13 protein-coding genes are annotated in these 12,004 nt (G+C 72.3%); 5 read left to right on the top strand and 8 right to left on the bottom strand.

What is annotated here, in order from left to right; translation table 11 throughout:
* The first annotated feature begins 30 nt into the window (after positions 1 to 30).
* Entirely contained in the window at positions 31 to 843 is an 813-nt protein-coding gene (locus tag ACFT2C_RS08470) for an alpha/beta fold hydrolase (protein WP_377206596.1), read from the top strand.
* Between the two features lie 160 nt (positions 844 to 1,003).
* Here ACFT2C_RS08470 and ACFT2C_RS08465 read toward each other — a convergent pair whose 3' ends face one another.
* On the bottom strand, positions 1,004 to 1,450 hold the full coding sequence (locus tag ACFT2C_RS08465) for a CHRD domain-containing protein (protein WP_377206595.1): 447 nt from the start codon (positions 1,448 to 1,450) through the stop codon (positions 1,004 to 1,006).
* A gap of 179 nt (positions 1,451 to 1,629) precedes the next feature.
* Between ACFT2C_RS08465 and ACFT2C_RS08460 the strand changes: the two genes are divergently transcribed.
* The 3 genes from ACFT2C_RS08460 (at position 1,630) to ACFT2C_RS08450 (ending at position 6,181) form a co-directional block, all read left to right on the top strand.
* Positions 1,630 to 2,613: a helix-turn-helix domain-containing protein gene (locus ACFT2C_RS08460; protein WP_377206594.1), complete on the top strand. Its 984-nt coding sequence runs from the start codon at positions 1,630 to 1,632 to the stop codon at positions 2,611 to 2,613.
* Positions 2,614 to 2,725: 112 nt separating this feature from the next.
* Positions 2,726 to 5,056 (top strand): hypothetical protein, encoded by a 2,331-nt coding sequence (locus tag ACFT2C_RS08455; RefSeq protein ID WP_377206593.1) that lies wholly within the window; start codon positions 2,726 to 2,728, stop codon positions 5,054 to 5,056.
* 210 nt (positions 5,057 to 5,266) lie between these two features.
* Positions 5,267 to 6,181, top strand: a complete 915-nt coding sequence (locus ACFT2C_RS08450; protein ID WP_377206592.1) for a DUF2797 domain-containing protein — start codon at positions 5,267 to 5,269, stop codon at positions 6,179 to 6,181.
* Positions 6,182 to 6,220: 39 nt separating this feature from the next.
* Here the strand turns inward: ACFT2C_RS08450 and ACFT2C_RS08445 are convergent, their stop codons facing one another.
* Together ACFT2C_RS08445 and ACFT2C_RS08440 are read right to left on the bottom strand one after the other, a co-directional pair.
* Entirely contained in the window at positions 6,221 to 6,604 is a 384-nt protein-coding gene (locus ACFT2C_RS08445; RefSeq protein WP_377206591.1) for a YciI family protein, read from the bottom strand.
* 9 nt (positions 6,605 to 6,613) lie between these two features.
* The gene (locus ACFT2C_RS08440) at positions 6,614 to 7,510 is read right to left on the bottom strand and encodes an SDR family oxidoreductase (protein ID WP_377206590.1); all 897 of its coding nucleotides are present in this window, start codon (positions 7,508 to 7,510) and stop codon (positions 6,614 to 6,616) included.
* A 93-nt stretch (positions 7,511 to 7,603) separates the two neighbouring features.
* On the opposite strand from ACFT2C_RS08440, the gene ACFT2C_RS08435 reads away from it, so the two are divergent.
* Positions 7,604 to 8,182, top strand: a complete 579-nt coding sequence (locus tag ACFT2C_RS08435; RefSeq protein WP_377206589.1) for a TetR/AcrR family transcriptional regulator — start codon at positions 7,604 to 7,606, stop codon at positions 8,180 to 8,182.
* Between the two features lie 36 nt (positions 8,183 to 8,218).
* Here ACFT2C_RS08435 and ACFT2C_RS08430 read toward each other — a convergent pair whose 3' ends face one another.
* The 5 genes from ACFT2C_RS08430 to ACFT2C_RS08410 form a co-directional block, all read right to left on the bottom strand.
* Positions 8,219 to 8,518 carry a UBP-type zinc finger domain-containing protein gene (locus ACFT2C_RS08430; protein WP_377206588.1) on the bottom strand — a complete coding sequence of 100 codons (300 nt, stop codon included), beginning with the start codon at positions 8,516 to 8,518 and terminating at the stop codon, positions 8,219 to 8,221.
* A gap of 11 nt (positions 8,519 to 8,529) precedes the next feature.
* Positions 8,530 to 8,736, bottom strand: a complete 207-nt coding sequence (locus ACFT2C_RS08425) for a hypothetical protein (protein ID WP_377206587.1) — start codon at positions 8,734 to 8,736, stop codon at positions 8,530 to 8,532.
* Positions 8,737 to 8,968: 232 nt separating this feature from the next.
* Positions 8,969 to 10,171 carry a winged helix DNA-binding domain-containing protein gene (locus ACFT2C_RS08420; RefSeq protein WP_377206586.1) on the bottom strand — a complete coding sequence of 401 codons (1,203 nt, stop codon included), beginning with the start codon at positions 10,169 to 10,171 and terminating at the stop codon, positions 8,969 to 8,971.
* Between the two features lie 53 nt (positions 10,172 to 10,224).
* On the bottom strand, positions 10,225 to 11,250 hold the full coding sequence (locus ACFT2C_RS08415) for a 1-aminocyclopropane-1-carboxylate deaminase (RefSeq protein WP_377206585.1): 1,026 nt from the start codon (positions 11,248 to 11,250) through the stop codon (positions 10,225 to 10,227).
* A 3-nt stretch (positions 11,251 to 11,253) separates the two neighbouring features.
* On the bottom strand, positions 11,254 to 11,937 hold the full coding sequence (locus ACFT2C_RS08410; protein ID WP_377206584.1) for a GntR family transcriptional regulator: 684 nt from the start codon (positions 11,935 to 11,937) through the stop codon (positions 11,254 to 11,256).
* Between the last annotated feature and the right edge of the window lie 67 nt (positions 11,938 to 12,004).

Here is a 12,004-nt window from a genome sequence, read left to right as displayed (position 1 = left end):
CCCGCACCATCCCAACGAAGGAGTTGGACCATGACCACCGAGCCCACGTACCACACGACCACCTCGGCCGATGGCACGGAGATCACCTACTACGTCCAGGGCAGCGGGCCGGCCCTCGTCATCACGCACGGGTCGATCGCCACCTCGGACCAGTGGCTGCCCGCCACGGCCGACCTGGCGCGCGACTTCACGTGCTACGTCTTCGACCGGCGCGGCCGGGCCCGCAGCGGCGACCACGCCGGCTACGACATCCAGAAGGAGGTCGAGGACATCCGCGCCGTCGTCGAGGCAGCGGGCCCCGGCGCCAGCCTCCTCGGCCACTCCTACGGCGCGCTCTGCACCCTCGCCTACGCGCTCCAGCACGAGGTCGAGGGCACGCTCTTCCTCTTCGAGCCCCCGCTGCCGGTCGACGGCCCGGTCGCCGGCCCCAAGCTGGCGGACTTCCGCGCGGCGATCGCCGCGGGGGACAACGCCCGCGCCCTCGAGATCGCCCTCGTCGAGTTCGTCCGCCTCCCCGCCGAGGCCATCCCCCACGTCCAGCAGACCCCGCTGTGGGACGCGAGCCTGCCCCTGACACCCACCTGGGCGCGGGAGCTCGAGCAGATCGACGCCCTCGGTCCCGACATCGACCGGTACTCCGCCCTCGGCGGCAGGCCCACCCACCTCATCGGCGGGACGGGCACCACAGCCTTCCTGCTGGAGTCGGTGCGCCGCCTCAACCGGATCATCGAGGGCTCGACGATCACGGAGCTGCCCGACCTGGACCACTTCGCCCACCTCGCCGATCCGGCCGGGTTCGCCGCGGCGGTCCGCCAGGGCGTGCCCGCCGCGGCGACGAGCTGACAAGCCGCCGCGCGAGGCCCTGCTGGGCGTGATCGTTGCGACTACGCGCCCGCTTTAGGCGCAACGATCACGCCCACAGCCAAGTCTGTGGCCGGCCCGGCGGCCTGCCGCTCGTCGACGCCGTTCAGCTGGCTGGGACCACGTGAGCGCGGATCAGGCGTCAGTGCGTGAGCTGCCCTCGGATCTCGCCGCCGGGGAACGTCGGCGTGTGCACGTTGACGTAGTAGTCCCGCGGGGTGTCCTGGATCGCGGAGAGGAGTGCCGCGTCGGCGGTCACGCAGTCCGTGACGCTGAAGCTGGTTCCCGCCCCGACGCCGAGCGGCACGACGACCGGGCCCGCGACATGCCGGTCGCCGACGTGGATGTGCGCCGCCGTGGCGTCTGCCGACAGGTTCCTGGCGGTGAGCGTGAAGCAGAGGGTGCCGCCGTCGATGGTGTAGGTGAAGGAGCCGCTCGCGCCGGTGTCGGAGCCCGTCGTCTCCTGACCGACATTGAGCGGGACGGAGTTCGGTGCTCCGCTGGCGGGCGGTCCTGCCGCGAGCGCCAGCCCGAGGCCAAGGGCCACCGTGGCGGCCGTCCGGATGATGGTGGTGGGTTTCCTGGACATGGCCGATCTCCTTTGGATCAGACACGCGATCCTCATCGATCGCGGTCCATCTCGACCTTACGACCGCGCCGAGAGGCGCACCAGTACTGCCACGATGTACTCCTCTGCGGGACAGTGCCTCCCTACAGTTCGCGCGCATGCGCGAGTATCCAAGAGCCGGAACCGTCCGAGGGGGACCTGTGCTTCGCATTCACTTCTCCGCCGCCGACCTGGTGCGTACCAGGGTGGAGACCCGGCTCGACCCCATGTGGGAGCTCGTCCTCAGCGTCCACCAGGTGGCACGGCCGGTGTCGTACTTCGGCGGCTGGAACAGGCTCGCCCGGCAGCGGCTTGCGGAGGCCAGGCTGATGCGCGACGCCGAGCTGCTCGCGACGCTGACGCCCGCCCGTGGCTACTTCCCCGACTTCCTGACGCCGGCGAGCCGGTCGGCCGAGTTCGAGGCGGGCGTGGAGACCGTGCTGTCCACGGACAAGCAGCGTCTCCGGGCGGAGGTCGGCCGGCTGGACGGCGGCAGAGGCGCCGGCCCCTGGCTCGACGACGTAGCGGCCGGACGCCCCGCCGCCCTGCACCGGCTCGGCGTCGCGATGCGGCGTTATCACCGGGCAGTGGTAGCCCCGCACACCGATCAGACGTCGGAGATCGCGGGCCGCTGGGTGACCGGACTGGCCCACCGCGCTCTGGCGCACGGTCTCGACGCCGTCCTGAACAAGCTCGGGCCGACGACCCGCTGGCGGGCACCGGTCCTGGAGGTCGACTACCCCGAGACGCGGGACCTCCACCTCGACGGGCGCGGGCTCACCCTGGTCCCGACCTTCTTCGGCGTCAACCATCCGATCAGCCTGGCTGACCCGCGGCTGCAGCCGGTGCTGGTCTACCCCGTCAGCCGTGAGCCGTTCTGGCAGCCCGGGCGCGGGCTCGACGAGCGCGCTCAGGCCGACGCCCTGGGCGAGCTGCTGGGCGAGACCCGGGCCGCGGTGCTCCGCCTGCTGGACGCCGAGCTGACAACCACCGCGCTCGCGGAGCGGACCAGGACCTCGCTGTCCAGCGTCAGCCGGCACACCGCCGTGCTCCGGCGGGCGGGCCTGATCACGACCCGGCGCAGCGGCACCCGCGTGCTCCACCTGCGCACGGTCATGGGCAACGGCCTGGTTCACGGACGCTGAGCATCCGCAAGGCTTTTCGGCAGGGTGCATTTCGTTGCCGCGCCCGCGCGCTTTTCCTACGTTGCGTCTGCCAGATTTCACCCCGTCCGACCCACGGAGACGCAGACCCCTCATGAACCTGCCCGAGACCCCAGATCCCGTGCCCCCGTGGCACCGATGGTGGGAACGTCCTCGCAAGCCCATGCTCCGCGTGGTCGCCATCGGCGTGACCGCCGCCGTCAGCGGCGCCGCACTCGTGCCGGTGCTCGACGCGCCGGATGCGGTGGCGCACTCGCACACGGAGCTCTGCTCGGAGCTGGTCAACCAGTCCGAGGAATACATCTACGAGGAGTTCCCCGAGGAGGGGTCTCCGCCCGTCGAGACCGACGGCGAGAACTACGACTACGAGGCCGAGCTCGACGCGATCCTCGACTCCTACGTGGAACCGACCAGGGAGTACCTGGACCAGGTCCCCGACGAGTGGGCGGCCGAGCCGATGGACAGCAGCAAGCGCCTCGACTGGACCTACAAGACGTATCTCGCCGGGGAGAACCCCCAGCTGTCGTGGGATCAGTGGAAGGGGCTGTACGGGGACGTCAACCGTGACCAGAGCAGGGGCCTGGCCTACGAGCGGACAGCGCTCTCGTCCTTTCTCCCGATGGACACCGCCGAGTGGATGTGCCGGGACATCAAGCTCGATCGCGGCCGGACGACGAGCGCGGTCAACAACCGGACACGCCAGTTCGTCAACGTCTCCCCCGGAAACACGATCTCGCAGGCCCGGCTCAACTCGTACAAGGACCTGACCAGAGTCGGCTACCGGGCCCATCACGTGTTCAGCACCACGCCGAGCGCGACCACGGCGCAGCAGGTCCGGGCCTCCGGCGCGACCTACTCGGTACAGCGGGCGACCGGGGTGCAGACAAACCCGCCCCGGCCCGGCAGCGGGCCGTTCAACCCGGACTGCAACAGGCGGGCGAGGTGCAGCTGGCGGCCGAGCGGCGGTGCCGTGAACAACGCGGCACGCAATTCGGGCACCAGCGCGAGCAACGCCGCGAACCTGCGCACCGCCAACAACCAGATCATGAACTCCTCGCCACGCCGGTTCCAGCCCCCGTTCCGCCTGGGCGGCATCGACTGGCGATCCCTGGAGCTGCGGTACGTCTCGGACGACCCGGGCTCTCAGGCGTTCGACTACGCCTTCTCGGCCGCCGAGGTCCCCGAGGGCGCGGAGCCGTCGTTCGGCGGCGAGGCGACGCTCGACCTGTCGTCGGACGCGCTGTTCACCTGGCTGGCGTTGGAGCGGGAGCAGTTCTGGGTGAACCTCAACCCCGACCAGCCCGACACGATCATCGACGAGCAGTTCGCGACCACCGAGGCGGGGCGCGTCCTGCTCGAGTCGGACTTCGAGCTCAAGAGCAGCCTGTACGCCAACATGAACCCGGAGACCGAGTCGGGCAAGGAGTTCTTCGATTCGCTCGAACGCGGCCCGAACGGCGAGATCTGCTGGGCCTCGTGGCGCATGTGGGTCTCGCCGCTGCCGGCGTCGGCCCGTGAGGACGGCGACCAGCTGTACATCCTTGACGCACCGCTGCGGGTCCAGATGGAGCCGTTCGACGTCTCCACACCGGGGACGGGGCCGACCTGCGAGGAAGTGGTGACCGAGGACGTCGCGGACCGGAACCTTCAGCGGCTCATCGAGAGCATGACCCCGCTGGTCGAGGAGGCCGTGAACACGGCCCCGGAGTACGCGGACCTGCGTCGCGTCTACACGGCGCGGATCGCGGCGGAATGGCTCCGGCAGCGGGACGCCGTCCGTCCGGGGGCGTTCCACGACATCATCGACAGCGGCGACGTGTCTCAGTGGCCGGTGCGGGAGGGCTGGGACCCGCAGAACGTGTACGACGCGTTCCTCGAGGCCCGGGAGACCGTGCAGTTCCGCTACGAGTACGAGCACGGCGACCTGCCGTACTACATGGACGTCACCGGCGGGATCGCCCTCCCCGACGCCCCGCGCGACCCGATGCCGGAGGCGCAGTTCGAGCGGGAGCACCCGACCCTGCCGAAGAGCGTCCAGAGCGCCAAGTTCGAGGCGGTCACGGACCGTGACATCGCCCCGGAGGACGGCGCCGGCGTGGCCTGGCTCGGCGGCGGCACGCTGCAGGAGCGGGAACCGGAGAACCCCGAGCCGTCGCCGACGCCGTCCGACGGCGGGCCGGACGGCGGTGACGACCCGGACGGCGGCGGACCAGGTGACGGACCGGACGACGAGCCCGGCGACGGCGGCCCCGGCGTCGACCAGCCGGGCGGCACGCCCGCCCCGGAGGCCGACCGACCGGACGACGGCGAGCTGGCCGCCACGGGGTTCTCGGGCGGCTGGCCCCTCTGGACAGCGCTCGCGCTGCTGGTGACGGGCGTTGGCCTGCTGATCCTCCAGCGCAGGCTCCGGACGACCCGGGAGTGACCTCCACTGACCGCTGAGCTGGGTTCAGCAGGCCGCAGGCGACCGGAATGAGGCCGACAACGGTCGCCGTTCGCCTGCTGAACCCCGCTCAGCAGCAGCCCTCGGACGAACATTGGGGGTGGTCGCTTCATCAACGCTCACAGAGCGACCAACCCTACGTTCGACGGCGGAGGCGCAGCGGCTGCCGAACCGGCACGAGAAGATGGACCCATGAGCCCGCTCGCCTGGCGACCCTCCGGACTCGCCTGGACCGATGCCGGCGCCCCGGCCGCCGCGCTGGAGTGGCTCTCCCCCGCGGGCGAGGTCCGCGCCAGCGTCCTGGACGTCGGGGCGCGCCTCGCCCTGGTGGTCGGCGCGGACCGCCGGTGCGGCGGGCTCTGGTGGGACGGCCGCCACGTCCCCTGTGCCGCCCGGGCGGCGATCGATCCGGGGGCGAAGTCGGGTCAGTGCGAGTCGTGCGCCGCGATGGCCCGCTCCCGGTCCGTCGCAACCGACACCAAGCTCGACGACCCACGGCAGTTCAGCGTCTACCTCGCCCATCACGGGAGCGTGATCAAGGTCGGGATCACCGCGACGGAACGCGGGCAGGCCCGGCTGCTGGAGCAGGGCGCGCTGTCGTCCGTGTTCCTCTCGGCCGGCTCGCTGGTGTCCGCGCGGCGGTGCGAGTCCCTGCTCACCGCCGCGCTCGGCCTGCCGCAACAGGTGGGCACCGCCCGCAAGCGCGCCGCACGGCTCGCGCCGGGAACGGCGTCGTACCGCGCCGCCGAGCTGGCCGCCGTCGTCCACCGGGCGGAAGGGCTGGACTGGCCGCCGGGCCAGACCTGGGCCACCACCGAGCCCGTCGACCACCTCCCCGCCTACGGGCTGCGCGACGGCGGCCTCGCCCCCGCGCTGCAGCTCGACCCTCTGCGGCCCGGGGCGACGTTCGGCGGCGAGGTGACCTGCCGGATCGGCCGCGACCTGTACCTGGCGACGACGCGCGGGACCCTGCTCGTCGACACCGGCCTGCTGCAGGGCTGGGCCCTCACCCGGGCGGACGACGACGCGCCGCTCACCGCCGGCACGTCACCCGTCACCACGGCCAGGGAGCCGGCCCAGGAGACCGAGCATGACGTCCTGTTCTGACGCCGCATCGGTGCCGGGACATGTCGGTCACGGAACAGCTCAGTCGTCGGACATCGAGCGCCGCTCACCGACCGCGCGACCGGCGAGCGGGAACGCCAGCGATCCGGCCGTGACCCACCACTCCATCACGTCGTAGGCGAGCCGCCCAGCCGCTATCGACGGGTCGCCGTCCGACAGCCGGGCGGCCTCGTCGAGGTCGCAGGCGAAGATCGACATCCCGCGGTACGACGGGTCGCTCCGCTCGTCGAACGGCCCGTTCACGACGATCTTGCCCTGCCGGACCAGGTCCGCCCGGTAGGCGAGGTGGCGCGCCTGGAGCGCGGTCAGCTCCCCGTCCGACATCTCCGGCGCGCCCGGCGGCCGCCGCAGGACGACGAGCGTGTAGACGTCGAACGCGTCGGGGATGTTCGGATCGCGGGCCACGTCACCAGGCTACGGCTGCGTGTACGCCCCGGCATCGATGTCCTCGACCAGGGTGGGGCCGGTCGGCGTCCAGCCGAGGAGGCGCTGCGTCGCCGTGCTCGTCGCGGCCAGGTCCATGCCGAAGAAGCCACCGATCCAGCCGAAGTGCTCCACGACGTCGTCGGGCGCGATCGAGGCCACCGGCACGTCGAGCGCACGGCCGATCGCCTCGGCGATCTCGCGGCTGGGGACTCCCTGCTCGGCGACGGCGTGCAGGCGCGCGCCGGCCGGGGCCTTGGCCAGGCCCAGGGCGACGAGGCGCGCGGCGTCGGACACGTGCACGGCGGCCCAGCGGTTGGTGCCGTCGCCCGGGTAGGCGGAGACGCCGTGCTCGCGCGCGGCCGCGGTGATGACGGAGATGAACCCGTGGTCGCGGGCGCCGTGGACCGTCGGCGCGAACCGCAGGATGACGGTGTGGACGCCGCGCTCGACGAACTCGAGCGCGAGGTTCTCGGCGCCGCCACGCGGCGAGTCGGGGCCGTGGGCCGCGGACGGGTCGTCCTCGGTGCTGGTCCGGCTCTGTATCAGCCCGGCGACCCCCGACGCGAGCAGGAACGGGCGGTCCGATCCGGCCAGCACGTCGCCGATGGTCTGGACGGCGCCACGCTCGGCCGCGTTCGACGCGGCCTGGTTGGCGAAGTCGTGCTTGTTCGCGAGGTGCAGCACCGCCTCGGCGGCTTCGGCGCCCCGGGCGATGCCGGCGAGGTCGTCCAGGTCGCCCCACTGGACGCGGATACCTTTCGCCTCCAGCGCCGACGCCGACGCGTCGGACCGGGCGAGCGCCGTGACGGTGTGCCCGTCGGCGAGCAGCTCGTCGACGGCGTGCGAGCCGATCCAGCCGGATGCTCCGGTAACGAATATCTGCATGGTGAGCTCCTCCAGTGATGTCAGTGACTGATGTCGGTCACAGACATCACCGTACGCCTGAAGTCAGTCGCTGTCATCACCTACACTGGACCCATGGTCAGATGGCAGCCCGGCACGAGCGAACGACTGCAAGCCGCTGCCCTCGACCTGTTCGCGAGCCGCGGCTACGAGCAGACGACGGCCGCCGAGATCGCCCAGTCGGTCGGGCTCACCGAGCGGACGTTCTTCCGCCACTTCAGCGACAAGCGCGAGGTGCTGTTCCACGGCCAGGAGCAGCTCACCGAGGCGTTCGTCGGCGGGGTCGCCGCGGCACCGGCGGACGCGACGCCGATGGAGCTCGTCGGTGTCGCCCTCGACACGGCTGCGGAGCTCTTCCCCGACGAGCGTCGCAGCCACTCCCGGCTGCGGCAGTCGGTCATCGGCCAGAACCCGGCCCTGCAGGAGCGGGAGCGGCACAAGATGTCCGTGCTGGCGTCGGCGATGAGCGACGCGCTGCGCGCGCGGGGCGTCGCGGAGCCGGCTGCGACCCTGGCCGGGCAGTCGGCGGCCATGGTGTTCGGCGTCGCGTTCGGCCAGTGGCTCCGCGATGACGAGGAGCGCTCGCTCGCGGACATCCAGCGCGAGCTGCTGGCCGCGCTGCGCGGGCTGACCGGGGCGTCGCCCACGGGTTGACAGCCAGGCCGGGGACAGCTCCCGGGGCCGGAACGGCTACCGGCTGAGGACCTCCACCGACCGGAGCGTCACGTCGTCCTCGTAGCAGTAGCCCCAGCCCTCGCCGGGTTCGATCGACCGCATCAGCGGATGCCCGGTGGCCCGGAAGTGCGCGGTGGCGTGCTTCGCCGGCGAGGAGTCGCAGCAGCCCACCTGGCCGCAGACGAGGCAGCTCCGCAGGTGCACCCAGGTGCCCCCGACGGCGAGGCACTCGGGGCAGCCCGCGCGGCTCGTCGGCTCGAGGGCGGCGATCTGGTCCAGGTGCGTGCACTCGGTGGTCATCGTCTCGGTGGTCATCGTCTCGGTCCTCACTTCGGTCCCTGCTGCCCGGACCTGCCCGTCCGCGCGGCCACAACGACGAGCACGATACCGACGACGGCGAGGATCGGCCCGACGATCGCCCACAGCGTGTCGCCCGTCATCGGGCTGCCGCTGACGTAGCCGAGTCCCTGCAGCGTGAACACACTGCCCATGATCACGAGGGCGGCGCCGAGCACGATCAGACCTGTCTTCACAATTACCTCCGCATTGTTCTGGTCGAGGTGCCCCCCGGCACCCAGTATCGACGCACCGACCCCCAAATGTCCGCTTCGAGAACGGGATTGTGCATGGTCCAGCGCCCGGGACCGTGCATCACAGCGTTCTCGGAGCGGACCGCCCGCCGTCGGGAAGCCAGCAGGTCGTCGCCCGACGGCGCGTCCGGCGTGCGGCGTGCGGCGTGCGGCGTCCGGCGTCCGGCGAAGAGCGTCAGTAGGTCCCGTACTCGACGCTGACCGACGACGCGCCACGCAGCGGTGCGATCCGCTCGGCCTCCTCCTCCAGCGCCGTCCGGTGCCGGGCCGGGACCGAGCCGAACGCCGTGACCGTGAGGGTCAGCGTGCGGCCGCTCTTGCGAGGGCGCCAGATGCCGGCGATCTTGCCGTCCGCGAGGACGGTGCCCGGCTCGCCGACCGTCTTCCACACGCCCCGGTGGTACTTCTTGTCGACGATCGTCTCGTGGTCGCGTTGCTGGGTGTACGGGTCGCGGGGCGGAAGCAGGCGCACGCCCCGCGGCGCCGGCGGCGAGCGCAGCGCGTCGAGGTCATCGGTGAGGATCCACGCCGCGCCACCGTGCTCGACGTCGCGCTCGATCGGCGTCAGCTCGTCCGCGACGAGGCCCCACCACGGGCCGGCGTCACCGGCCTGGATCCCGGCCCACGCGGCGAAGTCCGCGCGGGTCGAGGGTCCGTAGGCACGGAGGTAGCGGCGCACCAGCTCGGCGCGCGCGGCCTCAGGGTCGGTGTCCGGGATCGGACAGCCCAGCCACTCGTCGACCAGCACGAACGGCGCCTTGTTCCCGGCGCGCGGCGCGAAGCAGACGACGCCCTGCAGCGTGAGGATGCGGAGGCAGAAGTGGACCACGCCCTCCCCGAGCGGCTGGCCCGGCGCGTACGGGCCCTCGGCTTCCCAGGGGCCGCGCTGCCGCTTCGGGAGCTTGCCGGCGATCCGCTCGGCGAGCTCCGCGCCGAGCTCGTTGATCGCGAGCCGACGCCCGGCGAGCACGTCGCGGATCTCGGCGCTGATCAGCTCGGTAGTCTCCGTCAGGCTGAGCCCGAGCGAGTCGAGCGACTGGCCCAGGCCCGGCAGGAAGCGGCGCATCGCCTCCTCGGACGGCGGCAGTACGCCCGCGGTGAAGACCGCCGCGTCCGCCGTCGGGAAGTAAAACGGCGCGCCCCGCATCGACCAGGTCTGCAGCAGGCTCTTCTGCTCGGAGACGGCGTCGTCCACCCGTTCCTGGGTCACGTTCCGCACCCGAGCGTGCAGGGCGAGCAGCGCCGACCCGGGCGGGCTGTTCTGGATGCCGCACCGGCCGGCGGCGTCGAGCAGGTCGTCGTCGCCCAGTCGTCCGGACAGGTGGTGGGCGGCCAGGCGGAACGCTACGACGTCGTCCTTCGAGACCTTGTCAGCCACGCGCCCAGGCTAACGGCGGACGGCGCGGGCCACCGGGCCGCCGGGCCGCCGGGCTAAGCCTCCGTGAACAGGCCGCTGTAGGCGTTCAGGGCCGGCTGGCCGCCCAGGTGGGCGTAGAGCACCGTGGCGTCCGCGGGGATGTCGCCGCTGGTGACGAGGTCGATCAGACCGGCCATCGACTTGCCCTCGTAGACGGGGTCGATGATGACGCCCTCCAGGCGGCCGGTGAGCCGGATCGCGTCGAGCGTGGACTCCACCGGAATCCCGTACTTGTCCCCCGCCCAGCCCGGCAGCACGGTGATCTCGTCGTCGCGCAGCGCGCGGCCGACGCCGATGAGCTCGGCCGTGGCGCGCGCGATCCGGGCCACCTGGTCGCGGGTCTCGTCGAGCTTCGCGCTGGCGTCGATGCCGATCACCCGGCGCGGCCGCCCGCCGGCCTCCTCGAGCGCGGCGAACCCGGCGATCATGCCCGCGTGGGTCGAGCCCGTGACCGCGCAGACGACGATCGTGTCGAAGAAGACGCCCAGCTCACGCTCCTGCTGCTCCACCTCGTAGGCCCAGTGCGCGAACCCGAGGCCGCCGAGCCGGTGGTCCGAGGCGCCCGCCGGGATCGCGTAGGGCGTGCCGCCGCGCTCCTTGACCTCGTCGATCGCGCGGGTCCAGGAGTCCTTGAACCCGATGCCGAAGCCCGCCGGGTCGAGCCGCACCTCGGCGCCCATGATCCGGCTGAGCATGATGTTCCCGACGCGGTCGGCGACTGAGTCGGGCCAGTCGACCCAGTTCTCCTGCACCAGCACCGCCTTCAGGCCGAGCGACGCGGCGACAGCGGCGACCTGGCGCGTGTGGTTGGACTGGTACCCGCCGATCGACACCAGCGTGTCCGCACCCTGCGCGAGTGCGTCCGGGACTATGTACTCCAGCTTGCGGGTCTTGTTGCCGCCGTAGGCGAGGCCCGCGTTGCAGTCCTCGCGCTTGGCCCAGATCGAGGCGCCGCCGAGGTGGGCGGTCAGCCGGGGCATCGGGTGGACGGGGCTCGGCCCGAAGGTGAGCGGGTGGCGGGGGAATTCGGACAGGGCCATGGGTTACTCCTCGACGGGCGGATCGGTGGGCGGGTCGGACGGCGCATCCGTGGGCAGGGTGGACCAGGTGTCGAAGGCGACGGCGGCCGCCTCGTCCGCGTCCCCGGCGGCACACAGCCGGATCAGCTCGTCGTGGCGGGCGAACGACGCGCGTCCGCCCAGCGAGGAGAACCGCAGGCGCTCCGCGCGGCGCAGCACCGGCGTGAACTGGTCGAGCACCGAGGACAGCGCCCGGTTCGCCGCCACGGCCACGGGCACGTGGTGCAGCGCGTCGTCGGCCCGGAGCGCGGCCTCGACGTCGCCCGCCTCGATGGCCGCGCGGAACTCGCGGTTGGCCGCGCGCATGGTCTCCAGGTCGTCCTGGGTGAGGCTCGGCACCGCCTCGCGCACGGCCACCTCGTGCATCGCCGCGACGACGTCGCGCGCTCCGCGCACGTCCCGCACGTCCAGCGAGCTCACGGTCGTCGAGCTGCCCGGTCGGGCCACGACCAGGCCGGCCTCGGCCAGCCGGAGCAGCGCCTCGCGCACGGGCGTCCGGCTGACGCCGAGCCAGGCCGCGAGCTCGCCGTCGCGTAGCTGCTCGCCGGGCGCGAAGCTGCCGTCGACGATGGCGTCACGGAGGCGGCCGAAGACGTCGTCGCGCAGGAGCCGACGGCCGATCGCAGGAACGCTCGCGGGAATGGGCATGCAATATATTACATACAGGTTCGCCTGCCCTGGCAAGAGTTGAGGTCGGCCTGCGGCCTGGACCGTG

The organism is Promicromonospora sp. NPDC057138, assembly GCF_042670845.1.
Classification (GTDB): domain Bacteria; phylum Actinomycetota; class Actinomycetes; order Actinomycetales; family Cellulomonadaceae; genus Promicromonospora.
This window is presented reverse-complemented; position numbering and strand designations above follow the sequence as displayed.